This window comes from Sorangium sp. So ce1335, from assembly GCF_051521615.1.
GTDB lineage: Bacteria > Myxococcota_A > Polyangia > Polyangiales > Polyangiaceae > Sorangium.
The window spans coordinates 10,256,158-10,282,500 of record NZ_CP150363.1 but is presented as its reverse complement, the minus strand read 5'-3'; the positions used below and the strand labels follow the sequence as shown (position 1 = coordinate 10,282,500).

Sequence of the window (26,343 nt, the reverse complement as noted above, 5' to 3'; positions counted from 1 at the left end):
CCGGGCATGGCGTCGGCGTCAGTGCGGGTGCTCGACGGATCGCCTCGGGCCGTAGCTGCGCAGGAGAATGAGGCCGACGAGGACGACAAGCGCGGCGATCCGGAGCGCAACCGGAATCTCCTGGACCCACTCCTCCTCGTCGATCCCGATCGTCGCGAGCATCAGGCCGAGCAGGCCGCCCATGGCCTCGCCCGCTCGGCTGATGGACGTCGCAGGGCCGCTGGCGACCGCCTCGTGCGAGAGCGCGTGCAAGAGGAGGCCCGCCACCGCGGCGAGGACCCAGGGCTCGATGGCCTCGAAGCGCTCCGCGTCCACAAGGCGCGTCGCGAAGGCGCCGATCACCGTGGCGAGCGCGATGCCGGCGAGCGCGGCGCTCATGGCGCCCTTGCCGCCGGTTCCGACCCTCACCTCGAGGACCTGGATGGCCACCACCATCGCGAGCGGCACCGTGTGCGCGGCGAGCGCAAGCACGATCGGCAACGAGAGCTGACCGACCCGCGAGAGCGACGCGACCGCCGCTCCCTCGCCGAACTGATGCGCCAGCACGGCCGCGTAGCCCATCGCGAGCGCCGTTGTCGGCGTGCGATGGGCGCCTGCGTCGCCGAGCACGAGGCGCTCCAGCACCGCCGGCGCGAGGAACCCCGCCGCCGCCGCGAGCAGACCCGGCCAGCCGGTCTCGCCGAGCGCCTCCGGCAGCAGATGAAGCAACGCGATCGAGGCCGCCCCGACGAGCGCGAACGTCCGCAGTACGGACATGGCGCCCTCGTTCCGGTGACGGAACAGCGCCGCGAGGCCGCCCAGCATGACGGCCAAGGCGAGCAACGAAACGCCGAGCGCCAGCGACACAGGCGCCCTCCTAGCACGGATTCAAGAGCGTCGGCGTAGCGCCGAACGACGTGTGTGGCGCACTACGAACGGGGGAGGTTGTGCCGCCCGGCGCGGAGGATCAGGTCGCCCACGAGGGCCGTCCAGCCGGTCTGGTGGGAGGCGCCGAGCCCGGCGCCGGTGTCGCCGTGGAAATACTCGAAGAAAAACAGGCGATCTCGGAACTGGGGATCGCGCTGGAAGAGAGGGTGCTCGCCGTAGACCGGGCGGCGCCCCTCGCGGCCGCGCTCGAAGATCGCGATGAGCCGGCGCGCGAGCTCGTGCGCTCCGTCGCGGAGCGTGCGCGGGCCGCGCCCGCCCGTCGGCGGGATCGCGAGCACGTCGCCGAAGCCGTGATCGAGCCGGAGGAGCGAGCGGTAGAGGAGATAGCCGAGCGGGAACCAGATCGGGCCGCGCCAGTTGGAGTTGCCGCCCTTCATGCGCGTGATCGACTCGCCGGGCTCGTAACCGACCGTGTACTGCGCATCGCAGAGATCCAGCCCGAGGGAGACGGGCGCGGCCGCGTGCTCCTTCGAGAGCGATCGCGGGCCGAAGGGCGAGAGGAACTCGTCCTCGTCGAAGAGGTGCCCGAGCACCCGCTCGAGGCGGCCAGGCGTCACCGCGGAGAGCACCTGCCGCCCGTCCGGACGCACCGTGATCGCCTCGGCCAGCGCGGGGTTCTTGCGGAGGAACCACTCGGTCCGGCGCCGGAAATTCGCGAGCTTGCCGTAGACCTCGGGCTTGATCACGTGGACGGCGCAGAGCGGGATGAGGCCCACCGCCGAGCGGATCTTCACGTGCCGCGGTCTCCCGCCGGCGATGAGGATGTCGAAGTAGAAGCCGTCCTCCTCGGACCAGAGCGGCAGCCGACCGTCTGTCGTGTGGTGGAGCGCGTGGGCGATCCGCAGGAAGTGCTCGAAGAACTTGCTGGCCAGATCCTCGTACGCGGAGTTGTCGAGCGCGAGCTCCAGCGCGATGCGCATGAGGTCGAGGCAGTACATCGCCATCCACGCGGTGGCGTCCGCCTGCTCGAGGCGCATCCCGGGCGCGAGCCGCTCGCTGCGATCGAAGAGCGAGATGTTGTCGAGCCCGAGGAACCCGCCCTCGAAGACGTTGTGCCCCTCGGCGTCGCGCTTGTTGACCCACCAGGCGAAGTTGATGAGCAGCTTGTGGAACACCCGCTCGAGGAAGACCCGATCGCCCTCGCCCCGCTGCTTCCGCTCGCTCTTGTAGATCTGGTACGTCGCCCAGGCGTGCACCGGGGGGTTCAGGTCCGAGAACTCCCACTCGTAGGCGGGGAGCTGCCCGTTCGGGTGCTGGTACCACTCCTTGACCATCATCTTGAGCTGGGCCTTCGCGAGATCGATGTCGAGCGGCGCCAGCGCGACGGCGTGGAACGCGAGATCCCAGGCCGCGAACCAGGGGTACTCCCACGCGTCGGGCATCGAGATGACGTCGGCGACCGAGACGTGCCGCCAGTGGCTGTTGCGGCCCTTCTGGCGCTCGGGCGGAGGCGCCTGCGCGTCGCCTCGGAGCCAGACGTCGACGTCGTAGTTGTAGAACTGCATCGTCCAGAACAGCCCCGCCGACGCCTGCCGCTGGATGGCGCGCCGATCCTCGGAGAGACCAGGGCCCTGGATGGCGAGGTAGTACTCGTCCGCTTCCTGGCGCCGCGTCTCCAGGAGCTCGTCCGCGCCATCGAAGGGCCTCTCCACCGGCTCCGGCGTGAGGCGGAGCAAGAGCCGCCTGCGCTCGCCTGCCGGCACCACGAGGCGGTGCCAGCTCGCGGCCTTCGTGCCGCGCAGCTCGGCGTTCACCCGCGCCGTATCGCCGTGGATGACCCGGTGATGGAACGCGTCCTTGACGTAGGGCGTCTGCGAGGGGGTGCCGTAGAGCCGCTCGTGGTTCGTCTCGTTGTTGGTGAAGAGCAGCTCGGGGCTGCCCTCGATGTACAGGTGATGCGCGCCGTGCTCGGGGTGCGCCGCGCGAAGCATCACGTGGCCTGGGCAGCTATCCATGGCCCGGATCTCGGGGATCACGCCGGGAGGCTCGGTCCAGGACCAGGTGTTGCGGAACCAGAGGTGCGGCAGCACGTGGATCGGCGCGGCGTCCGGGCCGCGGTTCACCACGGTGATCACCATCAGGATGTCGTTCGGGCTCCGCTTCGCGTACTCGACGAAGACGTCGAAGTAACGGTCGCCGTCGAAGGCGCCGAGATCGGGGAGATCGACCTCGCTCTGCGAGAGGCCACCGCGGCGCGCGGCGTCGACGAGGTCCTCGTAAGGAAACGGCCGCTGCGGGTACCGGTAGAGGTAGCGCAGGTAGCTGGAGGTCGGCGTCGCGTCCTCGTAGTAGTAGATCTCCTTGACGTCCTCGCCGTGGTTGCCCTCGGGGCCGGTCAGGCCGAAGGCCCGCTCCTTCAGGATCGGATCGCGCTCGTTCCAGACGGCGACGGCGAGGCACAAGATCTGGTGTCGATCACAGATGCCGCCGAGGCCGTCCTCGTTCCATCGGTAGGCGCGGCTCCGGGCGTGATCGTGCGGGAAATGCGCCCAGGCATCCCCGTTCGCGCTGTAGTCCTCGCGCACCGTCCCCCAGGCCCGCTCGGACAGGTAAGGGCCCCAGTGCTTCCAGCGGAGGAGGCGCTCGCGCTCCTCTTCGAGGCGGCGGTGCTCGGCGGTCTGCGCGGCGCGGACGGTCCTCGTCATGCGCGCACGCTAGGCGACTCCGGCCGGTGCGTCGAGCCCGAGGCCGGCGCGCAGCGGGCCGCTCAGCGGGCCGCGTGACGGGCGCGCGATGGGCGCGCGATGGGCAGCGGACGGCGCTACTCGGTGCGCTGGATGATGTGGAAGCCGAACGGCGTCTCGACGATCTCGCTCACCTCGCCGACCTTCAGGGCGAAGGCGACGTCGGAGAAGCCCTTGACCATCACGCCGCGCTCGAACACCCCGAGATCCCCGCCGCGATCTGCGGCGCCCGGCTCGTCGCTGTACTCCGCGACCGCCTGCTCGAAGCTCGCGCCGCCGCGGATCTTGAGGAGCGCCTCCTGGGCCCGCGCGCGCGCCTCCTCGCGCGTGCGCCGGACGCCCTCGGGCTTGCTCTTCGAGCCGTCGTGCATGACAAGGATGTGCCGCGCGCCGATCTGCTTCGGCTGGCTCGCCACGAGCGCGCGCTCCCGCTCGATCGCCGCGTCCTCCTCGGCCGCGCGGATCGGCGCGGCGACGGCGAGGCCGCCGCCGACCCAGGACGGCGAGGTGGCCAGCGTCCCGCAGGCGGTCGCGCAGAGGAGCGCGAGGGGAGAGCACGCCGAGAGCGCGTGGACGAGCACGGCGCGAACGTCAGGGCTACGCATCGGCGCGGAGACTGCCGCGGGTGGCATGCGCCCGCAACCCCTCGCGCCCGCCGCGCTCAGCGGAGCACCATCACCGGGACGAACGCCCACCCGCCGGCGGCAACGCTCACCCGCGCGCGCCGCACCTCGCCCCGGGCGCCCACGACGACGTCGTGCGTGCCCGCGCGGACGCGGAGCCGCGCGATGGCGATGCGCGCGGGGAGCGTCGACCACCCGCGCGTGTCCGGCGTGTCGAGCACCGTCAGCGTCGCGCTCGTGAGCAGGCCGACGAGCAGGCCGAGCGGCCCAGAGTCCTCCGCGGCGGCCTCGGTCGCGCCCTGCGCGGCCTCGCCCGCGGCGATGCGGGCGACGGTCCGCGTGATGGCCGACAGGACGAGCGTCCCCTCGTTCTTCTTCCAGGAGGAGCGCACCTGCGCCTCGACGTCGAGCGCCTGCTCCAGCGGCTGGGAGCGCCCGTCGATCTTCAGGGTCGGGATCGCGTAGCCGCCCTTGCCCCGGGCGAGCGTCGGGTAATTGACCCACGTCACGAGCCCCTTCGCCGCGAGCTCATCGGCGCGCGCGCGATCCGCGGGGCTGATGTCGTTCGCGACGAGGGTGAGCGCGAGCCCGATCGGCAGGCGCTGCGGCACCTTCTGCGGAATGCGACCGAACCCGACGACGACGACGAGCTCCGCCTCGCCGGCCTCGGCGAGGGGCGGCGGCGGCTCCTCGCCCTCGATGAGGGCGGCGATGCGGGGCGACCGCGGCTCGCCGCGCGTGAGCGCGCGGAGCGGGCGGCGCAGCGAGGGATACGGCCCGTGGCGGAGCGCGTCGTCGTAGTAGAGGAGCGCCTCCTCGGGCTGGCCGCTCTTCTCGAAGGCGAAGCCGGCGAGGTAGCTCCCGAGGCCGAGGAGCGCCGTCTCGCCCTCGTGATCGCGCAGGTATCTCTGCATGACCGCGAGGCGGCGGGCCTCGACCCTGGCCCCGCTGAGATCGCGCTGGGCCAGGTAGTTCATCATGTTGACGGTGTTGATGAGCAGCTTCTCGTAAGCAGGGGCCTTGTACGGGCCCGCGTCGTCCGAGAAGAGGTATTTCCCGAGCTCGTCGGCGGCGCCGCGGGACATGTCGAGCAGATCGATCGACTTGTCCGCGACCCCGAGATCGCGCGCGGACAGCCTGTAGCGGTCCATGCTGAGCAGGACGTTGCCGCGGTCGAGCAGGAGGAGCGCGTTGTCGCCCGCGAGCGCCGGGAGCTGGTCCGCGGTCTCGACCTCCAACTCCTCGTTCAGCGCCGCGACCGCGTCGGCGGGGGCCCCGCGATCGAGCGCGTCGAGCGCGGTGCGCACGCGATCCTCGTGGCCGTTGCAGGCCGCCTGTCCGAGGCCGAGGAGCAGCGCGAGAGGCGAAAGGACCGCGCGCCCGCGCCGCCAGAGGCTCGCGCGCCGCGAGAGCATCACTCCTGGATGAGCGCCTTGGTGAAGGCTGCCTTGTTCTGCCAGACCACCGCGCTCGTGGCGACCTCGATGACCTGCATGAACATGAAGTACTGCACGCGGCGCTCGTCGTCGGTGCGCTCGTCGGAGGTGAAGACCTTGCCGGTGATGTAGTACTTCGCGCCGAGCTGGCGGTTGTACTCGGCGATGTGAGCCGGGTCGAACCCGCCGCCGTGCTGCTTCTCGACCTCCGCGATCATCTGCTGCTGGCGCTCGACGCTCACCACGGTGACGAGACCCGTGTTGACCATGTACGTCTCGATATCGGACAGGAGCGCCTGGAGCTGGCTGTCGATGTGCTCGCTCGTCTGGTTCGACAGCGGGTAGATGGCGAGCGTGGGCCGAGAGCCGTCGTGCGCCCACTCCTTGGCGACCGGAGACGCCATCAGCGACTTCAGGTTCTCGTGAAGGAGCTGCTCGATGTCGCGCTTGTCGATCCCCGTGCTCATCGCCGCGTCGTCGAGCCCCTCGACCTGATTGCCGCGCACGTAGGTCGGTCCGCAGCCGACGGACATCGAGGCGAGCGCGAGCGCCGCGAGCAGCGCGGCCGGACGGATGCTGGGCGAGATGGACATGGAACGGACACTCCGCAGGGGCAGGACGGCCGCATCCTAGCAGGCGAGGTGGGCGCTGGAGCGGTGATCCGGCGGAAATCGTGCTCCGTCACGCGTCCCGCGCGGGCGGAGCGGCCTTGCGGGAGCGCCTCAGCGCGAGCAGCGCGAGCGGCGCGAGCAGCGCGAGCGGCGCGAGCGAGGGGGCCGACCCGGGCTCGACGTCGTCGACGTCGACGGGCGCGGGGCCATGCGCGCACGAGAGCCAGCGCTCGTCGAGAGGCCGGCGCGACGGCAAGCGCTCCGCCGCACCGGACCCGGTGGCCCACCACGGCGCGTCGTAACCGCCGGCTTCGGCGGCGCGCCACGCCTCCGCGACGAGCCAGTCGCGATGGGCGATCAGCCCTCCGTAGATGGGGTCGGAGCAGCCGGCCGGACCGCGCGACGTGACGCCGATGATCCGCCCCGCGACGTCGAGCGCGGGTCCGCCCGAGTCGCCGCTGCAGATGCCGCTCTCCCCGCGCCACTCGCTCCCCGTGACGCGCTCCTGCGTTCCACATCCGTAGCCCACGCACTCGACGTGGAGCCCGTCGCGGCGCCGGCGGGCGCCGCCGTCGCGCGCTCGGCCCTCGGTGTCGCCGAAGCCAACCGCCGAGTAGACCTCGCCCTCCTCGGGCGGCAGGTCGAGGCGGGGCGCGAGGGGCGTGACCTCGCTGCCGCGGACCGGAGACGACAGCACGACCAGCGCGAGATCGCGCCCGCATACGGCGTTGCCGTCGGGCGGGCTGAGCAGCGCGCGCGCGGCGATCCACGGCGAGTCCGCGGCCCACATGGCGCTGCCGAGGGTGGCGTAGACCTGCGAGGCGTCGACCGGCTCGCCGAACGTCGCCGTCCTGCAGGCGATGAGCTTCGGGGCCTCGGCGATGCAGTGCTGCGCCGTGAGCACCAGGTTGGGCGCGATCAGCGTGCTCGAGCAGGTCCGCGCGACCCGGCCGCGCCGATCCGTGATGAGCAGCCCGGCGACAGCGCGATCTCCGGCGTCAGGGTACCCTCCCTTGATCTCCAGCGCGGCCTCGGCCGTGGCTTCCTCGTCGAGGCCAGGCTCCACCGCGCCTGCTGCGCAGCCGGCCAGCGCGGCGGCGGCGAGGAGGCCTGAAGCCCGGATGCTCCACGCGGTGTTCTTCCGGCACACGGCCAGCCGCCGTTGCACGGCACCTGCCAGCCTGGGCTGTGCACCGCCGTAGTGCTCGAAGGAGGAGAGTGACGCTTCCGAGGAAGCCCACGCGCTCGCGGAGCAACGCCGCCGTGCTGTGGTGAGACATGCGCCCGGCGCGCCGGGCGGGCTCACGCGCGCGGCGAGCGCCCGACCTCGGCGCCCGCGCGGCGCAGGGCGTTCGTCGATCGATGCGCTGGCGGTGGGAGGCCGCGCATCGATCGACGAGCGCCGGGAGAAAGCTCCGCGGCGCCGCGCCGAGCGTCCACTCGGGACGGCGCCGCGCCGCGGAGACGCGTTCTCTCCTGGCGACGCCGGAGCGTCGCCAGGGCTCAGCCGACCACGATGTTCACGATCTTCCCGGCGACGTAGATGAACTTCTTGACCTGCTTGCCCGCGGAGAAGGCGGCCACGCCCTCCAGGCCGAGCGCGGCGGCGCGGGCCTCCTCCTCCGATGCCGTCTTCGCCAGCATCACCCGGCCGCGGACCTTGCCGTTCACCTGGACCGGGATCTCCAGGATGTCGTCGACGCAGAGCGCCTCGTCGTACGTGGGCCACGGCTCGTAGCTGAGCGAGCGCTCGTGGCCGGTGAGCCGCCACAGCTCCTCTGCGAGGTGCGGCGCGAAGGGCGACACGAGGAGGATGAGCCGGAGGACCGCCTCGCGCGGCGGCGAGGGCAGCGAGCTCAGGTGGTTGACGAAGACCATCATCGCGGAGATCGCGGTGTTGAACGCCATCGCCTCGATGTCACCGGTCACCTTCTTGATGGTCCTGTGGAGCTGCCGGCTCGTCGCGTCGTCCATCGCGTCCGAGAGCGGCCGCGTACAGGTCGCGAACACGCGATCACGGAACCGAACGACCCCCTGGATCTGCCCTGACTGCCAGGGCTTCACCGCCTCGAGCGGGCCCATGAACATCTCGTAGAGCCGCAGCACGTCGGCGCCGTGGGCGCGCACGATGTCGTCGGGGTTGATCACGTTGCCCCGCGATTTCGACATCTTCTCGTTGTCCTCGCCGAGGATCATCCCCTGGTGGACGAGCTTCACGAACGGCTCCGGGTGCTTCACGCGGCCGAGGTCGTAGAGCACCTTGTGCCAGAAGCGCGCGTAGAGGAGGTGCAGCACGGCGTGCTCTGCGCCGCCGACGTAGAGGTCGACGGGCATCCACGCGTCGTACGAGGCCTCCGAGAACGGCTCCGCGTCGTTGTGCGGGTCGAGGAAGCGCAGGTAGTACCAGCACGAGCCCGCCCACTGCGGCATCGTGTTCGTCTCGCGCGCGTACCACGCGCCGTCCTTCTGGAAGAAGCGCCAGTCCACCGCGCGCGCCAGCGGGCCCGCCGGGTCGTCGCCGGGGCGGAAGTCGGCGAGCGGCGGCAGCTCGAGCGGCAGGCTGGCCTCGTCCACCGGGATCGGCTGGTCGTAGCGGATCGTGTGCGGGTCGCCCTTCCTGGGGTCGCCGTTCGGATCGGCCAGATCGACGGGGAAGTAGATGGGGATCGGCTCGCCCCAGTAGCGCTGGCGCGAGAAGACCCAGTCGCGCAGCTTGTAGTTCACCTCGCGCCGGCCGCGGCCGAGCGCCTCGAGGCGGGCGACGACCGCGCGCTTGCAGTCCTCGGTCTTGAGCCCGTCGAACTCGCCGCTCCGGACCGCGACGCCCGGGTCGACGTAGGCGGCCTCGAGCTTGTCGTGCAGGGCGCCGTCGGGGCTCACGACCTCGACGATGGGGAGCCCGTAGGCGCGGGCGAAGGCGAAGTCGCGCTCGTCGTGGCCTGGCACCGCCATGACGGCGCCGGTGCCGTAGCTGCCGAGCACGTAGTCCGCGACCCAGATCGGCACCTCCGCGCCGGTGATCGGGTGGACGGCGATGAGGCCCGTGTCGACGCCGGTCTTCTCCTTCGCGGCCGCGGCGACCCGCTCGCGATCGCTCTTGCTCGCGGCGGCGGCGACGTAGGCGCGCACCGCCTCGCGGCGCGCGTCGGACGCGCCGCTCTCCGCGCTCGTGAGCCAGGCGGTGAGCGGGTGCTCGGGCGCGAGCACGACGTAGGTGGCACCCATCAGCGTGTCCGGCCGGGTCGTGAACACGCTCAGCGACCCCTTGCTCCACCCCTTGACATCGAACGTGATGAGCGCGCCCTCCGAGCGGCCGATCCAGGCGCGCTGCATGGCCAGCGTCCCCTCGGGCCAGTCGACGAGGCGGAGATCGTCGGCGAGGCGATCGGCGTAGGCGGTGATGCGGAGCATCCACTGCCGGAGCGGCGTCCGGTAGACCGGGTGCGAGCCGCGCTCGCTCTTGCCGTCGATCACCTCCTCGTTCGCGAGGACGGTGCCGAGCGCCGGGCACCAGTTGACGCTCACCTCGTCCTGGTAAGCGAGGCCCTTCTTGAAGAGCTGGAGGAAGATCCACTGCGTCCAGCGCACGTAGCGCGGATCGGTCGTCGACAGCTCGCGCGACCAGTCGTAGCTGAAGCCCAGCATCTTGAGCTGGCGCTTGAAGGTCGCGATGTTCCGCGCCGTCGTCTCGGCCGGATGCGTGCCGGTCTCGATGGCGTGCTGCTCGGCGGGCAGGCCGAAGGCGTCCCAGCCCATGACGTGCAGCACGTCGATGCTGCGCATGCGGTAGTAGCGGGACACGATGTCGGTCGCCGTGTACCCCTCGGGGTGTCCGACGTGCAGCCCGGCCCCCGAGGGGTAGGGGAACATGTCGAGCACGTAACGCTTGCCGCGGACGTCGCCCGCGCTGCGGACGGCGCGGAACGTCTCGCCCTCCTCCCAGGCGCGCTGCCAGCGCGGCTCGACCTCGGCGTGATCGTAGCGCGCGGGCTCGCGCGGCTCGTTGGGGGGAGATTCGGTGGAGGTGCGGGGGCCCATCGTCTCGGCGGCCATATCGCGACGTGCCATAGCACTGTGCTGCCGCCGTCGACAGCCGCCGCGCGGCGACCGGAGCCCGCGTCAGCGCGGGAGCGCCGTCGCCCGTCCGCGGTGCGCGCGCGGGCCATGTCGAGAGTTCCCGGCAAGCGTGGACAGCGCCTCGGTGCGGGCTCTACCGTCCGATGAACCCCGCGCGCGAGATGGCGGAGCGGACGACGCGCGCGGCGCCCCGTCCCCGTGCGCTGGAGGCGGGCACGTTCACGCGGCGCGCGCGCCGTCCGCCATCCCGCGCGCGGCTGGCCGGCACGCTCGCGTGCCCGCTGGCGGTCGCGCGACAGGGCGAGCTCGCGGCCCTGCGCCGTGGTGGGGGCCGGGGTGCTGGGCGCGCTGCACCTTCGTCCGCAACGGGCGTCTGGGTCGGCGTCGCGCTGCGCACCCCGGCGCAGCGCAGCCTCTCGGCGCGGGGCGGCGCGTCATCAGAAGGATGGCCGGACACCAAGACTTGGAGGTAGATTGAAACCGCTGTTCCGCTTCAGTGTGAGGCGGGGGGTCCGCGTGGGCGGTTCCTCCGAGGCGCGCGGATGACCGACAAACACGTTCCATGGGGATCCCCGGAGAGTGAGATGGCGGCGCAGCCAGGCCGGCCGATCTTGCCCGCACACGGCGCGGGGGGCCCCTTCCGGCCGCTGCCGGTGCCGCCGCTCATGGCGCCGGGGGCCCTGCGCCCGCTCTCCACGCAGTACGCGTTGAGCCCTCACGTTCAGCAGCACAGCTCGGCCGGCTACGCCGGGCCAGCGCCCGGCTACGCCGGGCCAGCCCCCTCCGGGACGCCGCTTCCAGGGCCGGCGCCGTCAGCGCCGGCGTTCTCGGGAGCAGCGACCTCTGCGCCGGCGTTCTCGGGAGCAGCGATCTCCGCACCGGCGTTCTCCGCGCCAGCGTCGCCTGGGGCTGCATTTCCCGCACACACGCAGCCGCCCACCTCGAACCTCTCCGCACGCGGCGGCACCCTGCCGCCCGGGTTCGTCTCGCAGCAGGACGTGCTGTCGGCCAGCGGCGTCTTCTCTCCGAGCGCACTGCCGTTCGTCTCGGCGCCGCCGCCGTCGGATCCTGCGCCCCCGAGCCAGATGTCCTTCCTGCCGGCGCCGACCACGGAGCGCATGGGCGCGGGCGCGCCGCAGCCGCCTGCTCCGGCACCTCCGCCGGGGTTCGGGGGACCCGGCTACGGATCTGCCGGCGGGCCCCCTCTGTCCGAGCCTGCGCGCCCGCCGATGGTTTCGCTGCACGCCGGCGTGCCGGAACAGGCAGGGCCGCCATCCGTCGCCGCGCCGGAGTCCGCCATGGGCGCAGCGCCCGGCGCGACGGCGCACGGCGCGCCGCAGATGGCGGGCAGGTGGGACAGCGCGGCGGCGCACGGCGGGCCCCAGACGCCCCCGGCGGCGGGCGGATGGGATGGCGCAGCGACGCACGGCGGGGCGCAGACGCCCCCGGCGGCCGGCGGATGGGACGGCGCAGCGACGCACGGCGGGGCGCAGACGCCCCCGGCGGCCGGCGGATGGGACGGCGCAGCGACGCACGGCGGGGCGCAGATGCCCCCGGCGGCCGGCGGATGGGACGGCGCAGAGAGCCCCTGGGCCACCACGTCGGCGCGGCTCGAGATGCCGGTGCTCCCGTCGACCTTCGTCCAGGAGCGCCCGGAGCCGCAGAAACCCTCGGCCGTCGTGGCGCCGCGGCGCGAGGGCGGCAGGACGCTCATCGTCGTGCTCAGCGTCATCCTGGCCATCGCCCTCCTGGCGCTCGTCGGCATCACCGCGTGGCAGAGCATGCGCGGCGGAGGGCCTATCTCGATCGACTACACCGAGCCTGCCCCGACGACCGCCGAGACGGTGCCCGCGCCGGCCGTGAGCGCGCCGGCGGCCCCCAGCGCGACCGCCGCGCCCCGCCCGGCCGCGCGCCCGCGGCCGAAGACCGACATCTACGACGAGGTCGAGCAGGAAAAGCCGCGACGCTGAGGCGTCGCAACGCCGCGCGAACAGCGGCCGCCGCAGGCGATTCGTTGGCCCGGCGCCCCGTTCCGTGGTGGTGATCGCCCGTCATGGCGACGCCCATCCCGCAGAACCTCGCCCCCTTCACCCTCGACGAGCTGGCGCGCGCGACCGGCGGGCGCGTGCTGCGGACCGGGCCGGACGCGCGGGGCATCTCGACCGACAGCCGCACCATCGCGCCGGGCGCCGTGTTCATCGCGCTCGCCGGCGAGAGCTTCGATGGCCACCGGTTCCTCGACGCCGCCGCGCAGCGCGGGGCGGCCGCGTTCGTCGTCTCCCGCGAGGTCGCCCTGCCGCCGGCAGGAGGCGTGGTGCGCGTGGAGGACGGGCTCGCCGCCCTCGGGGCGCTGGCCAGGGCGCACCGCGAGCGATGGCGGAGGGGCGCCCACCCCGAGGGGCCGCGCGCGATCGTCGCGATCGGCGGCTCCGCCGGCAAGACGACGACGACGCGTACCATCGCGTCGCTGCTCGCGGGCGCGGGTCGCGGCGACGTGCACGCGACGGCGGGCAACCTCAACAACGCCATCGGCCTGCCGATGACGCTGCTCGGGCTCGAGGAGCGCCACCGCTTCGCCGTCGTCGAGATCGGAACGAACCAGCGCGGCGAGGTCGCGGCCCTCGCGCGGATCGCGGGGCCGGATCTCGCGGTGCTCACCTCCATCGGCGTCGAGCACACCGAGGGGCTCGGCACCCTCGAGGACGTCGCCGCGGAGGAAGGCGACCTGCTCGCGGCCCTTCCGGCCGAGGGGATCGCCCTCGGCAACGGCGACGACGCGATGGTGGTCGAGCAGCTCGCCCGCGCCGGCGCCGCGCGGCGGATCACCTACGGCTCCGGCGAGCGCGCGCAGATCCGGATCGCGGGGCGGCGGCCGATCGGGGTCCGCGGCACCGCGGTGAGGATCGAGCGGGGACGCGATGCGCTGGAGATCGTCGTCCCGCTGCTCGGAGAGGCGGGCGCGCTGGCCGCGGCGGCTGCGGTCGCCGCGGTGGAGGCGGCGCTCGGGGAGCGGCTCTCGACGGAGCGGGCGGCCCGGGCCGCGGCGGGGCTCGCGCCGCCGGGGGACGGGCGCCTGTCCGTGCGCGAGCTGCCGGACGGCACCGTGATCATCGACGACAGCTACAACGCGAACCCGCTGTCGATGCGCTCGTCGCTCAGGACCGCCGTCGAGCTGGCCGGCGCGCTCGGGAAGCGTCTGGTCCTGCTGCTCGGCGAGATGCGCGAGCTCGGCGCGCTCGCGGCGGCGGAGCACGACGCGCTCGGGGAGCAGGTCGGGGCCGCGCGCCCCGCCGCGCTGATCGCCGTTGGCGGCGAGGCGTCCCGGATCGCGCGCGCCGCCGAGGCGGCCGGCGTGCCGGCGTGGTTCGCCGCTGACGCGGGCGCCGCCGCGGAGCGCGCGCTCGCGGTCGTCGAGCGCGGCGATCTTGTGCTCGTGAAGGGCTCGCGCGGGATCCGGATGGAGCGGATCGTGGAGGCGCTCGCCGGGCGCGGCGCCGGCGGCGCCGGCTCGCCCGCTCCGTGATGGCGCGTCCGTAGGTCCGTAAGATCACGCGCACACCGCGCACACCGCGCACACCGCGCCGCCGCCACGCGCTGACGCAGATCGCGTCGCACGCGGCGTCGCCGTCACGCGCCGAGCACGGCGACGCCGCGTGCGACGCGGCGTCGCCGTCACGCGCCGAGCACGGCCCGCGCCTCGGCGACCGAGCGGCCGAGCAGCGCCTGCGCCTCCTCGTTGCTGCAGAAGGAGCGCGAGATCATGCGATCCACGTACAGCGTGCCGCGGAGGTGATCCACCTCATGCTGGAGGATCCGGGCGGGCCAGCCGGTCGCCTCCCAGCGGACCTGCCTGCCCTCCTCGTCCACGCCGCTCACCTCGACCGAGAGATCGCGCTCGACGAGCGCCATGTAGCCGGGGACGCTCAGGCAGCCCTCGAAGAATGTCGCCCGCCCTGCGCCGGCCGCGCCGTCGGGCGACGGCGCGACGACCTTCAGCGCCGGGTTGATGATCGCCTTGAGCGGGAAGGGGACGCGGCCGCGCTCGGCGCGCTGGGCCGGCGTGAGGCGGGACATCAGCGCCTCGCTGTCCTCCAGCACGATGATCTGCCGGCCGACGCCGATCTGCGGCGCCGCGAGCCCCACGCCGGGCGCCTTGCGCATGACCGAGACCATCGTCGCGATGAGGTGCTTCAGCTGCCTCGTCCCGATCTCCTCGGGCGGGACGGGCTCGGCGGGCTTCCGCAGGACGGCTCTGCCTGCGAGGACGATCGGGGGGAGCTCCATGCTGCCGGGATGAACCGGGGCCCCCGCGGGCGCAAGGGCGGCCGGCCCACGATCCGCGGCCCGCTGGATGCGCTCGCGGCCAGGCGAGGGTGAGGGTAGAGGAGCGGCGCCGGTCCCCGCCCGGCCTCGCCATGGCAGCGCCCCCTCCGCCCCCGCCGGCCCGCGCAGACGCCCCGCGCCGGCCGCTCCGCCTCGTCGTCGCGCTCGCCCTCGCGGCGCTGACGATCGCCGCCTTCGCCGCCGTGACGCTGCGGCTACGGCTCGAGCCGAACGTCGCCTCGCTCCTGCCCGAGCGCGGAGACGCCGCGGCGCTGCGCCGGTACGTGCGCGGGTTCGGCGGCGGCGACCTCGGCGTCGTGATGGTCAAGGGCGACGACCCGGACGAGAACGCCGCCGTGGCCGCCGAGATCGCGCGGGCCCTCTCGGCGCGCCCGACCGTGCAGCGCGCCGCCGACAGGATCGACGTCGCGCGCGCGCTCGATCCGTGGCTCGCCTTCCGGCACGCGGACGCGCGCGTGCGAGAGCGGCTCGCCGCCGCGCTCTCGCCCGAGGGCATGCGCGATCGCCTCGCCGAGACGCGCGCCATGCTGCTCGCGCCGGGCGGCGGCGCCGCGGCCGAGACGATCGCGGCCGACCCGCTGCGGCTCTCGCAGCTCGTCTTCGAGTCCGCGGACATCGGGTCCGGGGTGCGCACGCAGGCGGACGGCGCCTTCGCGACCGACGACGGCAAGGTGCACCTCGTCCTGGTGCAGCCGGCCGGGCAGGCGCTCCGCGGCGCCGACGCGCGCGCCTTCGTCGCCGACGCGAACGCCGTGCTCGCCCCCATCGGCGCGGCGCACCCGGGCGTCACGCTCGGGCTCACCGGCGGGCACGCCATCGCCGCGGCCACCGAGGAGATGCTCACGCGCGACCTCGCCGTCTCGGGGTCGATCTCGATGCTGCTCGCCTCCGCCGTGTTCGCGCTGCTCTTCCGCCGCATGCGCGCGCTCGCCGCGGTGATGCCGCCGCTCGTGCTCGGCACCGTCTGGACCGCGGGGCTCGCGACGGCGCTCCCGGGCGGGCTCAGCGCCATCGCGGTCGCCTTCATGTCGGTGGTCGTCGGCGTCGGCGTCGACACCGGCGTCCACGTCTACGCAGCGCTGCTCGAGGCGCGCCGCGAGGGCCTCGACCCTCGGGCGGCCGCGCGGGCCGCGAGGGCGCGGTCCTCCCGCGCGGTGCTCGTCGCCGCCGTCACCGCGGCGGCGGCGTTCGGCGCGCTCGCGCTGTCGGACATCAACGCGCTCCGGCAGCTCGGGCTCCTGTGCGCCGCGGGCGAGGTGCTCACGGCGCTCGCGATCGTCGTCGTGACGCCCGCCGTCGGCGCCTGGCTCGAGCGGGGCGCGCCGCCGCCGGAGGCCCCGGCGCGCTGGCCCGACGGCCTCTACCGGCTCACCCGGACGCGCGGCCGCGCGCTCGCCGTCGCGGCGGCCGCGGCGCTCCCCGTCGCGGCCGTGGCCCTCGGCGCGGCGCCGCCGCTCGCCGAGGCGATCGTCGCGATCAGGCCCGCCGAGCTCGAGCCCCTCAAGGTGCAGCAGGCGATCTTCGACGCGTTCGGCGGGCGGCGCGGCCAGTGGGTGGTGCTCCTCGCGGACGGCGATCAGGAGAGCGCCCGCGCCCGGGCCGACCGGATCGCGGAGCGCCTCGCCTCCATGAAGGCCGACGTGGAGGCCGTCGACGCGCTCACCGCGCTCGCGCCCGCCCCCGCGACCCAGGCCGCGCGGTTCGCCGCGCGCGACGCGCTCGACCTGCCAGGGAAGACCGACGAGCTCGCGCGGGCGCTCCGCGACACGGGCTTCGCCCCCGAGCGCTTCTCGGCGGTGCTCGACGGGATGCGCGCGCCGCCGCGGCAGGAGGTGACGCTGGCCGACCTCGAGCGTGGGCCCGCGTCCATCCTGCTCTCGCGCTACCTCGGGGAGGACGCGGGCGAGGCGCTCGTCGCGCTGTACGTGCGGCCTCGCGAGTCCGGCTCGGTCGACCGGATCGAGCGCGCCATCCGCGACGAGGACCCGCGGGCCATGCTCACCGGCTACACCCGGCTCGAGGCGTCGCTCCGCGAGACGCTCGCGCACGACATGCCGCGGATCGCGCTCGTCGCCGGGGGGCTCGTGCTGCTGGCGCTCTCGGCCTCCCTCCGCAGCGCGCGCGACATCGCGCTGGCCGCGCTCGTCGTCGCGTCCGAGATCTCCCTCGTCCTCCTGTTGATCCGGGCGCTCGGCATCCCGCTGCACGCCTACGACGCGCTCGTCATCCCGGTGCTGCTCGGGATCACCGTGGACGAGGGCATGTTCCTGCTCCACCGGGCCCGCGACATCGAGGCGGCGGGCGGCGGCGACGCGGTGATCCGCGAGACGCTGCGCCACGAGGGGCCGGCCATCGCCGCCACGGCCCTGACCACGGCCGCGGGCTTCTCCGCGCTCGCGTTCTGCAGGTTCGACGGCCTCCGGGACCTCGGCCGCGTCGGCGCGCTCGGCAGCGCGGTCGGCCTCGTCGTCGCGCTCCTCGTTGTGCCGGCGGGGCTGCGGCTCTGGCCCCGGCCCCACCGACGCGCGTAACATCACCGCGTTGTCGCCCCCGCGCCTCCTCCTCCTCGCCCTCCTCGCGGTCGCGCCCCCGGCCGCGGCGCAGCCGCCGCCCACCGGCGCCGCGCCGCGCCCGGCCGCCGCCCCGCCGCGCCCGGCCGCCGAGCCGCCGCGCCCGGCCGTCGCGCGCACCGTGGACGCGCTCGCGCGCTCGCTCGGCCCCGTGACCGGCCGCGCGCTCGTCGCCGCCGCGCCGCTCGTCTCCGACGCGGCCGCGCCGCGCGGCGCCCAGCTCGCGGCCGCGCTCGCCGCCCAGCTCGCCGGCAAGCTCGGCGCGGGCGCGCGCGCGCAGAAGGACCCGATCCCGCTGCCGCTCGCGCGCGAGGCCGCGCGCGACGACGCGGCGCTCGTCCACCTCGCCGTCGAGATCGCGGCGGGGCGGCTGCGCGTCACCGCCGACGTGTACCCGGTGCCGCGCACCGTCTGGGCGCGCATCCGCGATCCGGAGCCGGGGCCCATCGCCCACGCCTACGCCGAGGCGCCGATCGACGCCGAGATCCGCAGCTTCCTCGCGCCGATCCCGCTCGTCGCCGCCAGGGTCGACCGCGCGAGGAACTTCGAGGGCGACGTCGTCGCGCTCGCGTGCGGCGATCTCGACGCCGACGGCTCGCTCGAGATCCTGAGCGTGAGCCGCCGGCGCGTGACGACGCTCCGCCTGCGCGGCGGCCGGGTCGTGCCGCTCCAGTCGCGCTCTTGGCCGGACGTCGTCGCCGTGCACCCGTCACCGCTCCGCGAGCCGCTCGCGTTCGCCACGCTCGTCGAGCGCGAGCGGGACGGCGAGCTCCTGCCGCCGTTCGCCGACGTGGGGCTCACCGACCGCGCGCGCAGCGTCCGCTTCGACGGCGAGCTCCAGGCGATCGCCGAGCTCCCCGGGCTCGCGGTCCCGGACGCGGGCGGCTCCGCCTGCACGACCATGTGGGGCCCGCTCCTCACCGGCCCGCTCGGGCCGTGCGCCCCGGCGGATCCGCCTCCTTCGACCGCGGCGCTCGCCGGCCGGTACGACGCGCTCGCGTCGGCGCGGCTCCTGTCCGCGCGGGGCGAGCCCTTCACCGTGTGGGCGACGCGCGAGCGCGGCGCGGTCGAGCTCCGGGACAGCGCGGGCCGCCGCAAGGCCGTGGGCAGCGCCGGGGCGCAGCTCGCGATCGGCGACCTCGATCAGGACGGCGAGCCCGAGCTGCTCGCCGCCCTCGACGTGCTCGATCCGCTGGAGGACGCCGTCGTCGTCTGGTCGTGGCGGCGCCGCGAGGGCGGCCCGGATCGCGCGGCGCTCCAGGAGATCCTGCGCCTGCCGGCGCCGGCGGGGGTGCGCGCCCTCGCGGTCTGTCCGCCCGACGGCCCCGCGCGCGCTCCCTTCGCCGTCGCGACCGCCGACGAGATCTGGGTGGTGCGGTGAGCCGATCGCTCCCGCGCCGCGCCTTCCTCGGCGGCGCCGGCGCGCTGCTCGGCGCGGCCCTCGGCGGCGCCGGCGCGGCGGCCCTCCCGGCGCGCGCCCTCGCCATGGGGCGCACGCCGCTCGGCGGTCGCATCTCGATGCACCTGCCGTGGCCGACGAGCTCGCTCGACCCGCACGACCTGAACGACCCGGCCGCTGCGCTGTTCGCCCCGGCGATCGCCGACAGCCTTTACGGGGCCGACGCGTCCGGCAACCCGTACCCGACGCTGGCGTCCGCGCTGCCGTCGCGCGAGGGCGACGCCGCGGTCGTGCGTCTTCGCGAGGGGCTCCGCACCGCGCGCCTCCTCAAGCTGGACGGTCGCGACATCGTGAGCTCCGTCGAGCGGGCCCGCGCTCGCGGCGCTGCCGCGGCGCTCGCCGACGTCCCGAGGCCCGAGAGGCACCCGAAGGACCCGCTCGCCGCCGTGTTCCCGCGCGCGGACCCGGCCCGCGTCGCCCGCGCGCTCGCGTCGCCGATGGTCGCGCTCCTGCCGCGCAGCTTCGACCCCGCGGCCCCGGACGGCACCGGCGCGTTCCGGGCCGACCTCGGCCCGCGGCAGATCGCGCTGACGCGCAACGACGTCGCCGCGCGCGGCGCCGCCTTTCTCGACGCGATCGACGTGATCCGCTCCGAGGACCTCACGACCTCGCTGCGCGCGTTCGAGGCCGAGCGCGACGACCTCGGCTGGCTCGGCGCGGGGCTGCACACGAACCGCCGCGGCGCGGTCCGCTTCGATCTGGGCGTCGCCGGGTGGATCGTGCTCACCACGGGCCCCGACGCCGGGCCCTTCGGTCAGCCCGGCGTGGCGCAGCGGCTCGTCGACGCGCTGCCGCCCGAGCGCCTCGCGCACCTCGGCCTCGTCGGCCTCCCGAAGGCGCACGGCGACCCCGGGTGGGGCGGTCCCCCGGCGGAGCTCCTCGTGGACGAGTCTGCCGCGCACCTCGTCGAGGTGGCCGAGGCGGTCGCGCCGATCCTGTCGCGGCCCGGGCACGAGGTCACGACAGAGCCCGTGTCGCGCGCCGAGCTCGCGCGCCGCCGCGCCCGTGGAAAGGCGACGCTCACGGTCGAGCTGGTGCGCCCGCTCGGCCCGGGTCCCCTCAACGCGCTGCTCGCGCTCGCGACCGCCGACAACCGCGGCCGTGCCCTCGACCTCGCCCGTCACCCGCCCCGGCTCGCGCCCGGCGCCTCGCCGCGCTCGCTCACCGCGACGCTCCGTCTCGGCGTGGTGGCCGAGGTCCGGATCGCGGGCGGCGTGATGCCGGACGTCGCGCTCGCGCGCGCCGTGAGCGGCGAGGGCTGGGATCTCGGCGCCACGTTCCGCCGCTCCGCCAGGCGTTGACGCAGGCCGACGTGGAGCCGGGCGCAACGGACGCGGCGGAGGCAACGGACACAACAGGCCCAACGGAGAGAGAACAGGCGCAACGGAGAGAAAACAGGCGCAACGGAGAGAAAACAGGCGCAACGGAGGAGAACAGGTGCGACAGGCGCAACGGACGCAGCGGACACGACCGCATCGCCGCTGTTCGGGACGTCCGGGCGAGCTGCGCGACCATGGGGCCTGCTTGGAGCGCTTGCGCCGAGGGGACATTTGGTTACTATCGGCTGGTCACGAACGTCACTGGCACTCGACACGACGCTTCTCTTCTCGGGGATCGCGGATTGATCGCGGACTGGACGACGCAACGTGTGGCGCATCGGGGGCTCCTCCCCAGCGCCGCCCCCCCTCGATCCCCCACGGCTCCATCGGGGCGGCAGGGCAAATGTTCGGCACCGAAGCTGACATCTCGCAGAGCCGTGAAGTGAATCAGTGTCATGGGTACTCGCCTCTACGTTGGTAATCTCCCCTTCTCCGCCACCAAGGCCTCCGTGCAGGCTGCATTCGCCCAGAGCGGCGAGGTGACGGATGTACACATCGTGACCGACCGCGAGAGCGGGCAGTCGCGAGGGTTTGGCTTCGTCACGATGGGCACGCCTGAGCAGGCCCAGCAGGCGATCGAGCAGATGAACGGCGCCCTCATGGACGGCCGTCCGCTTCGTGTGAACGAGGCGGAGGAGCGGGTCCAGCGCGGCGGCGGCGGCGGCGGCGGTGGTTACGGCGGCGGCGGCGGCGGCGGTTACGGCGGCGGCGGCGGCGGCGGTGGTCGCGGCGGCCGTGGCGGTGGCGGCGGCGGTTACGGCGGCGGCGGCGGTGGTCGCGGCGGCCGTGGCGGTCGCGGCGGCGATCGGTACTGATCTCGGCTAGCTAGGTCGACGTTCATGCGGCGGCGCCCCTCCCAAGGGGCGCCGCCGTCTTCGTTTGTGCGCTGCCGCTCCGCGGCGCGTCTCCTCGGGCGTGCCCTGGGCCGGGAGCTTGCTCCTGCGTCGCGCGAGCGTCAGAGACGGTCACGCTGGCCGCCCCTCGCGCTCGGGGCGCGGCAGCCCACCGCCGATGCCACCTTCTTATCCATTGCAGCTCAAACCATCTCCGCGGGCGATCGCGCTCTATTATTTCGGCATCTTCGCCGTCCTCGGCGTCTACCTGCCGCTCTTCCCGAGCTGGCTCGAGGCGCAGCAGGTCCGGGGCATCGCGATGGGGGCGATCGCGGCGACGCTCCCCGCGATGGGCCTCCTCGCGCCGCCGGTGTTCGGCTTCATCGCCGACTCGCTCGGCGTGCGGGTATGGCTGATCCGCGCCGCCTGCGCCGGCGCCCTCGTCGTGTTCGCGCTGCTCTCGCTGTCGTCGGCGCTGGGCGTCGCGCTCGGCTTTGGCGGTCTCTTCGTCGCGGCGCTCGCGTTCGCGTTCTTCCGATCGCCGATGTTCACGATGGCCGACGTGGTCGCCATGGAGGCGTCGCTGAGCTCCGGGATCGCCTACGGCAGGCTCAGGCTCTGGGGATCGCTGAGCTTCGCGCTGATGGCGATCGTCGGCGGCGCGCTCATCGATACGGCGCGGCCCGCGGCGTTCCCCGTCGCGATGACCGCCGCGCTGTTCGCCGCGTTCCTCGTCTCGTGGACGCTGCCGGCGCGCGGCGAGGCGCCCTTCCGGCGGCCCGACCCGCAGCGGGGCGCGCGCGAGCCCGCCGACGCGGCGATCGCGCCGGCCTCCGGCGGCTCCGTGCAGCAGCGCGCACGCGACCTCCTCCAGAGCCGTGATTTCCGTCTGTTCCTCGCTGCGTCGTTCCTGGCCCAGAGCGCGAATTCCTCTTACGACCTCTGCTACACGCTGCACCTGCGCGACGTCGGTTTCCCCGAATCGCTGGTGGGGGTCGCGTGGGCCGTGGGGGTCGCCGGCGAGATCGCGCTCATGGCGTTCTCCGGCCCGCTGCTCCAGCGGTTCGCGCCGCCCGCGCTGCTCGCGTTCGCCTTCGCAGGCGCCGCCCTCCGCTGGGCGCTGCTCTCGACGGTGCGGTGGTGGCCCGCCCTGCTCGCCATCCAGCCGCTCCACGCCGTCTCGTTCGCGATGATGTGGGTCGCCTCGCTCGCGTACACGCGCGATCGCGCCCCGCCCCAGATCCTCGCCACCGCGCAGGGCCTCTTCTCGGCCAGCGCCGGCGCGGGATCCGTCATCGGAATGCTCACATGGGGCGAGCTCTACAGGCGCGGCGGCGGCTCTCTCACGTTCGGTGTCGCCGCGATCACGGCATCGATAGCATTCGTCCTCGCTGTGACCTTTGCGCGGTCGACGCGGCGTTCCTCGTCAGGGAGCTCAGTTTTTTCTGTCAGCTCCCAGTACCAGGAGTAACGTTAGCTGTTCCGCAGCACGCGGTGGCGCGCGCGGGCATTACCTGAACGAGGCGAGCATGTGCGGGATCGTCGGATACGTTGGGTCAAAAAAGGCGGCGCCGATCATCGTCGAAGGGCTGCGCAAGCTGGAGTACCGGGGCTACGACTCGGCCGGCATTGCGATCCATGACGGCAAGGGCATCGAGATCGTCCGGACGCTCGGCAAGCTGGTCAAGCTCAGCGAGGCGCTCGAGAAGCGGACGCTCGACGGCACCACCGGCATCGGCCACACGCGATGGGCGACGCACGGCCGCCCCAGCGAGGTGAACGCTCACCCGCACTCCGCGGGCCCTGTGGCCGTCGTTCACAACGGCATCATCGAGAACCACGTGGCGATCCGGCAGCAGCTCGAGAGCCAGGGGGTCAAGTTCCTCTCCGACACGGACACCGAGATCGTCGCTCATCTCGTCCACCGCGAGCTCCAGAAGGGGGCGAAGACGCTCTTCGAGGCCGTGCGCGGCTCGCTCCGGCAGGTCCACGGCGCTTACGCGATCGCGGTCGTCTCGCGCGACGAGCCCGACGTCATCGTCGCTGCCCGGTACGGCTCGCCGCTCGTCGTCGGCGCCGGTGAGAACGAGATGCTCTGCGGCAGCGACATCCCCGCGCTCCTCTCGCACACCCGCGACATGATCTTCCTCGAGGACGGCGACATGGCCGAGCTGCGCGCGAGCGGCGTGCGCATCGAGACCGTGGCCGGCGAGAGGGTCGAGCGGCGCGTGAAGCGCATCGACTGGAGCCCCGTCCAGGCGGAGCGCGGCGGCTACAAGCACTTCATGCTGAAGGAGATCCACGAGCAGCCCGACGTCGTCGAGGCGACGCTGCGGGGCAGGATCGACCTCGCCGCCGGCGACGTGCACGCGACCGAGATCGGCGTCACGCCCGAGTTCGCGAGGGAGCTGCGCCGGGTCTACATCGTCGCCTGCGGCACGAGCCACCACGCCGGCATCGCCGGGCGCTACTGGATCGAGCAGCTCGCCAGGGTCCCCACGGTGGTCGAGCTCGCGAGCGAGGTCCGCTACCGCGAGCCGATCTTCTTCCCGGACGACCTCGTGATCGCGATCAGCCAGTCGGGCGAGACGGCCGACACGATCGCGGCCCTCAAGGCGGCGAAGGCGCAGGGCGCCAAGGTGCTGGCGCTCTGCAACGTGCTCGACAGCGCGATCCCGCGCCTGTCCGACGGCGCGCTCTACACGCACGCGGGCCCCGAGATCGGCGTCGCCTCGACGAAGGCGTTCACCACGCAGCTCGCCGCGCTGCTCCTGCTCTCGGTCTACCTCGGCCGCCGCCGCGACTCGCTCCCGGCGGATCGCGGGCGCGAGATCCTCCAGGCCCTCTGGGAGATCCCGAGCCACATGCGCGAGGTGCTCGGCGACGCCGACTACGTGCACGCCATCGCGAAGCGCCTCGTCCACGCGAAGGACGTGCTCTTCCTCGGGCGCGGCCTCGGCTTCCCGATCGCGCTCGAGGGCGCGCTCAAGCTGAAGGAGATCTCGTACGCCCACGCCGAGGGCTACGCCGCCGGCGAGATGAAGCACGGGCCGATCGCGCTCATCGACGAGAACCTCCCCGTGATCGTCGTCTGCCCGCGCGACGCGCACTACGACAAGACCTTCTCCAACCTCCAGGAGGTCCGGGCGCGCGAGGGGCAGGTCGTCGCGATCGCCACGAAGGGCGACGAGTCGATCCTGGAGATCGCGCAGCACCACGTCTGGATCCCCAAGGTACCGGACGAGGTGGGGCCGCTCCTCACCGTGCTCCCGCTCCAGCTCATCGCCTATTACGTCGCCAACCTGAAGGGCAACGACGTCGACCAGCCGCGCAACCTGGCGAAGACGGTCACGGTCGAGTAACGGCTCCTGCCGCGGGAGGGCTGCGCCGCCGCTGCGCGCGGCCCTCCCGACCTGCGCGCGCGCGCCCGCGCGCGGTCCGGCGCGCAGCCCGGTCCGGCGCGCGTCTATGCTGCGCGCATGCGCATCCCTGGCAGAACGGAGCGGCGGGTCGCCGCGGCCATCCTCGTGACCGCGCTGATCCCGCTGGTCGCCAGCATCGTCGTCGCCAGGACGGTGATCGCGCGGGTGTCCGCGACCGCGTTCCAGCCCGAGTTCGGCGTCCACATGGACCGGGCGCTCGGCGTGTATGCGGAGCTCGCGGCCGCCATCAAGCAGGGCATGCGCTTCGAGGCCGAGGCGATCGCCGCGGCGGACCCGCTGCGCCGGAGCGCCTTCGACGGGGACCCGGAGCGCCTCGGCGCCGAGCTCGCGCGCGTCGTCGCGGCCCACCCCGCGCTGGTCTCCCTGCGCGTCGAGCGCTGCGGGGGCGAGGTCGTCGGCGCGCGGGAGCGCGGGCGCCCGGTCGATCCGGCGAGCGAGAAGACGCTCACGGTCCGCAGGCCGATCGCGCGCGCGCCCGGCGACCCTGCGCCCGGCGGGCCCGCGTCCGCCGCGTCCGCGTCTGCCGCACCGGCGTCCGCCGCGTCGGCGTCCGCCGAGCCCGCGCACGACGACGGCGCGTGCGACGGCGAGGGCGACGCGCGGACCCTTGTCGCGACGTTCGCGGCGCCGAGCGCCCGCTTCGACGAGCTCCAGGAGGCGCAGGCGTTCGCGCAGGCGTACCGCGCGCTCGAGCGGGAGCACCGCAAGGAGTACCTCGACGAGAGCTACGGCGACGCGTTCGCCGCGCTGCTCGGCGCGACGATCGTCCTCGCCGTCCTCGCCGGCGTGCTCGTTGCGCGCCCCGTCGTCGATCGCATCGCGCGCCTCGCGGCGGCGACGCGGCCGGTCGCGGAGGGCGACCTCTCGGTGCGCGTGGCGCTGCAGGGCGACGACGAGGTCGCCGATCTCGGCCGCGCCTTCGATCGCATGCTCGAGGAGCTCGAGGGCAGCCGCGCGCGGATCGAGTTCCTCAAGCGCATGGGCGAGTGGCAGAAGATGGCGCGGCACCTCGCGCACGAGATCAAGAACCCGCTGACGCCCATCCAGCTCGCCGTCGAGGAGTGCCACCGCCGGTACTCGGGGGACGACCCGGCCTACCAGCGCCTGCTCCAGACGACGCTCGAGGTCGTCGAGGAGGAGGTCGGCACGCTGCGCCGGCTCGTCGGCGAGTTCTCGAGCTTCGCGCGGCTGCCGCAGGCCGAGCTCGAGCCCTCGGATCTCGCGGAGTTCCTGCGCGAGCAGGGCGAGCGCTTCGCGGCGGTCGAGGAGGCGGGGCGCGAGAGCGCCTCGGACGAGGCGCTGCTCGGGCGCGTCGATCTCGAGTTCGACGTGCCGGACGCCCCGATGCCGGCCGCGCTCGATCGGGAGATGCTCCGGCGCGCGCTCGGCAACATCGTGCGCAACGCGGCGCAGGCGCTGCGCGACGCGCAGCGGGCGGCGCCCGGCGGCGCGGCGGCGGAGCGCCCGGGCGTCGTATGGGGCAAGGTCCGCGTCTCGGCGCGGAGCGAGGGGCAGAGCTACCTGATCGCGATCGACGACGACGGCCCGGGCATCGATCCCGCCGTGCGCGACTCGGTGTTCGATCCGTACGTCACGACGCGGTACGACGGCACCGGGCTGGGCCTGAGCATCGTGAAGAAGATCGTCGTCGACCACGGCGGCACCATCGACGTGCTCGAGTCCCGGCTCGGCGGCGCGCGCTTCGTCATCCGGCTCCCGCGCGCGGGCACGCCGGCGGCGCGCGCCGCGCTCCGGGCCGAGGGGGAGGGCGGGCCGCGCGAGCCCGCGCCCGCGGCGGGAGGGCCGGGAAACCCGGCGGCATTCGAGCGCGATCTCGCCTCCGGGGCCGATCGCGGGGGGGCCGCCGGGGAGGCCGCGACGACGAAAGCGCACCGTCGAAGCGGTCGATTGTCAGGAGATGCTTGACCGACCGGCCTCACTTTGCCATGTTCGCCCG

Annotated in this window: 18 protein-coding genes; 9 read left to right on the top strand and 9 right to left on the bottom strand. The window is 74.1% G+C overall.

Annotated features, from left to right (window positions below):
* Positions 1–18: 18 nt before the first annotated feature.
* The 8 genes from WMF24_RS38445 to WMF24_RS38410 form a co-directional block, all read right to left on the bottom strand.
* Positions 19–846, bottom strand: coding sequence for a hypothetical protein (locus WMF24_RS38445; RefSeq protein WP_437732425.1), 828 nt, complete (start codon positions 844–846; stop codon positions 19–21).
* A 62-nt stretch (positions 847–908) separates the two neighbouring features.
* The gene (locus WMF24_RS38440) at positions 909–3,572 is read right to left on the bottom strand and encodes an MGH1-like glycoside hydrolase domain-containing protein (protein WP_437732424.1); all 2,664 of its coding nucleotides are present in this window, start codon (positions 3,570–3,572) and stop codon (positions 909–911) included.
* A 116-nt stretch (positions 3,573–3,688) separates the two neighbouring features.
* On the bottom strand, positions 3,689–4,216 hold the full coding sequence (locus tag WMF24_RS38435; protein WP_437732423.1) for a peptidylprolyl isomerase: 528 nt from the start codon (positions 4,214–4,216) through the stop codon (positions 3,689–3,691).
* A gap of 56 nt (positions 4,217–4,272) precedes the next feature.
* A complete protein-coding gene (locus WMF24_RS38430) occupies positions 4,273–5,649 on the bottom strand; it encodes a hypothetical protein (protein WP_437732422.1) in 1,377 nt (458 codons plus the stop codon).
* Positions 5,649–6,263 (bottom strand): penicillin-binding protein activator LpoB, encoded by a 615-nt coding sequence (locus tag WMF24_RS38425; RefSeq protein WP_437732421.1) that lies wholly within the window; start codon positions 6,261–6,263, stop codon positions 5,649–5,651. Before WMF24_RS38425 ends, WMF24_RS38430 begins: the two co-directional genes overlap by 1 nt.
* A gap of 88 nt (positions 6,264–6,351) precedes the next feature.
* Positions 6,352–7,449: a trypsin-like serine protease gene (locus tag WMF24_RS38420; protein WP_437732420.1), complete on the bottom strand. Its 1,098-nt coding sequence runs from the start codon at positions 7,447–7,449 to the stop codon at positions 6,352–6,354.
* Between the two features lie 335 nt (positions 7,450–7,784).
* A complete protein-coding gene (leuS, locus tag WMF24_RS38415) occupies positions 7,785–10,349 on the bottom strand; it encodes a leucine--tRNA ligase (RefSeq protein WP_437732419.1) in 2,565 nt (854 codons plus the stop codon).
* 772 nt (positions 10,350–11,121) lie between these two features.
* The gene (locus WMF24_RS38410) at positions 11,122–11,478 is read right to left on the bottom strand and encodes a hypothetical protein (protein ID WP_437732418.1); all 357 of its coding nucleotides are present in this window, start codon (positions 11,476–11,478) and stop codon (positions 11,122–11,124) included.
* 178 nt (positions 11,479–11,656) lie between these two features.
* On the opposite strand from WMF24_RS38410, the gene WMF24_RS38405 reads away from it, so the two are divergent.
* Together WMF24_RS38405 and WMF24_RS38400 are read left to right on the top strand one after the other, a co-directional pair.
* Positions 11,657–12,328 carry a hypothetical protein gene (locus WMF24_RS38405; RefSeq protein ID WP_437732417.1) on the top strand — a complete coding sequence of 224 codons (672 nt, stop codon included), beginning with the start codon at positions 11,657–11,659 and terminating at the stop codon, positions 12,326–12,328.
* An 83-nt stretch (positions 12,329–12,411) separates the two neighbouring features.
* Positions 12,412–13,881 (top strand): UDP-N-acetylmuramoyl-tripeptide--D-alanyl-D-alanine ligase, encoded by a 1,470-nt coding sequence (locus WMF24_RS38400; protein WP_437732416.1) that lies wholly within the window; start codon positions 12,412–12,414, stop codon positions 13,879–13,881.
* Positions 13,882–14,030: 149 nt separating this feature from the next.
* Here the strand turns inward: WMF24_RS38400 and WMF24_RS38395 are convergent, their stop codons facing one another.
* Positions 14,031–14,642: a peptide deformylase gene (locus tag WMF24_RS38395; RefSeq protein ID WP_437732415.1), complete on the bottom strand. Its 612-nt coding sequence runs from the start codon at positions 14,640–14,642 to the stop codon at positions 14,031–14,033.
* A gap of 131 nt (positions 14,643–14,773) precedes the next feature.
* Here WMF24_RS38395 and WMF24_RS38390 point away from each other — a divergent pair, with 131 nt between their 5' ends.
* The 7 genes from WMF24_RS38390 to WMF24_RS38360 all read left to right on the top strand — a co-directional run bounded on the left by WMF24_RS38390 (position 14,774) and on the right by WMF24_RS38360 (position 26,312).
* Positions 14,774–17,233: an MMPL family transporter gene (locus WMF24_RS38390; protein ID WP_437732414.1), complete on the top strand. Its 2,460-nt coding sequence runs from the start codon at positions 14,774–14,776 to the stop codon at positions 17,231–17,233.
* A 10-nt stretch (positions 17,234–17,243) separates the two neighbouring features.
* Positions 17,244–18,653: a hypothetical protein gene (locus WMF24_RS38385; protein ID WP_437732413.1), complete on the top strand. Its 1,410-nt coding sequence runs from the start codon at positions 17,244–17,246 to the stop codon at positions 18,651–18,653.
* On the top strand, positions 18,650–20,032 hold the full coding sequence (locus tag WMF24_RS38380) for a hypothetical protein (protein WP_437732412.1): 1,383 nt from the start codon (positions 18,650–18,652) through the stop codon (positions 20,030–20,032). Before WMF24_RS38385 ends, WMF24_RS38380 begins: the two co-directional genes overlap by 4 nt.
* Positions 20,033–20,505: 473 nt before the next feature.
* Positions 20,506–20,925 carry an RNA recognition motif domain-containing protein gene (locus WMF24_RS38375; protein ID WP_129579465.1) on the top strand — a complete coding sequence of 140 codons (420 nt, stop codon included), beginning with the start codon at positions 20,506–20,508 and terminating at the stop codon, positions 20,923–20,925.
* Positions 20,926–21,139: 214 nt separating this feature from the next.
* Entirely contained in the window at positions 21,140–22,414 is a 1,275-nt protein-coding gene (locus WMF24_RS38370) for an MFS transporter (RefSeq protein ID WP_437732411.1), read from the top strand.
* A 58-nt stretch (positions 22,415–22,472) separates the two neighbouring features.
* Positions 22,473–24,305 (top strand): glutamine--fructose-6-phosphate transaminase (isomerizing), encoded by a 1,833-nt coding sequence (glmS, locus tag WMF24_RS38365; RefSeq protein ID WP_437732410.1) that lies wholly within the window; start codon positions 22,473–22,475, stop codon positions 24,303–24,305.
* Between the two features lie 117 nt (positions 24,306–24,422).
* Positions 24,423–26,312, top strand: coding sequence for a sensor histidine kinase (locus WMF24_RS38360; RefSeq protein WP_437732409.1), 1,890 nt, complete (start codon positions 24,423–24,425; stop codon positions 26,310–26,312).
* The last annotated feature ends 31 nt before the right edge of the window (positions 26,313–26,343 follow it).

Coding starts and splice junctions, on each gene's coding strand:
- WMF24_RS38440 (WP_437732424.1), bottom strand. CDS start 3,572: ATGACGAGGACCGTCCGCGCCGCGCAGACCGCCGAGCACCGCCGCCTC.
- WMF24_RS38435 (WP_437732423.1), bottom strand. CDS start 4,216: ATGCGTAGCCCTGACGTTCGCGCCGTGCTCGTCCACGCGCTCTCGGCG.
- WMF24_RS38430 (WP_437732422.1), bottom strand. CDS start 5,649: ATGCTCTCGCGGCGCGCGAGCCTCTGGCGGCGCGGGCGCGCGGTCCTT.
- WMF24_RS38425 (WP_437732421.1), bottom strand. CDS start 6,263: ATGTCCATCTCGCCCAGCATCCGTCCGGCCGCGCTGCTCGCGGCGCTC.
- leuS (WP_437732419.1), bottom strand. CDS start 10,349: ATGGCACGTCGCGATATGGCCGCCGAGACGATGGGCCCCCGCACCTCC.
- WMF24_RS38410 (WP_437732418.1), bottom strand. CDS start 11,478: ATGCGCTCCGTGGTCGGCGCCGGCAGGAAGGACATCTGGCTCGGGGGC.
- WMF24_RS38405 (WP_437732417.1), top strand. CDS start 11,657: ATGGGCGCAGCGCCCGGCGCGACGGCGCACGGCGCGCCGCAGATGGCG.
- WMF24_RS38400 (WP_437732416.1), top strand. CDS start 12,412: ATGGCGACGCCCATCCCGCAGAACCTCGCCCCCTTCACCCTCGACGAG.
- WMF24_RS38395 (WP_437732415.1), bottom strand. CDS start 14,642: ATGGAGCTCCCCCCGATCGTCCTCGCAGGCAGAGCCGTCCTGCGGAAG.
- WMF24_RS38390 (WP_437732414.1), top strand. CDS start 14,774: ATGGCAGCGCCCCCTCCGCCCCCGCCGGCCCGCGCAGACGCCCCGCGC.
- WMF24_RS38375 (WP_129579465.1), top strand. CDS start 20,506: ATGGGTACTCGCCTCTACGTTGGTAATCTCCCCTTCTCCGCCACCAAG.
- glmS (WP_437732410.1), top strand. CDS start 22,473: ATGTGCGGGATCGTCGGATACGTTGGGTCAAAAAAGGCGGCGCCGATC.
- WMF24_RS38360 (WP_437732409.1), top strand. CDS start 24,423: ATGCGCATCCCTGGCAGAACGGAGCGGCGGGTCGCCGCGGCCATCCTC.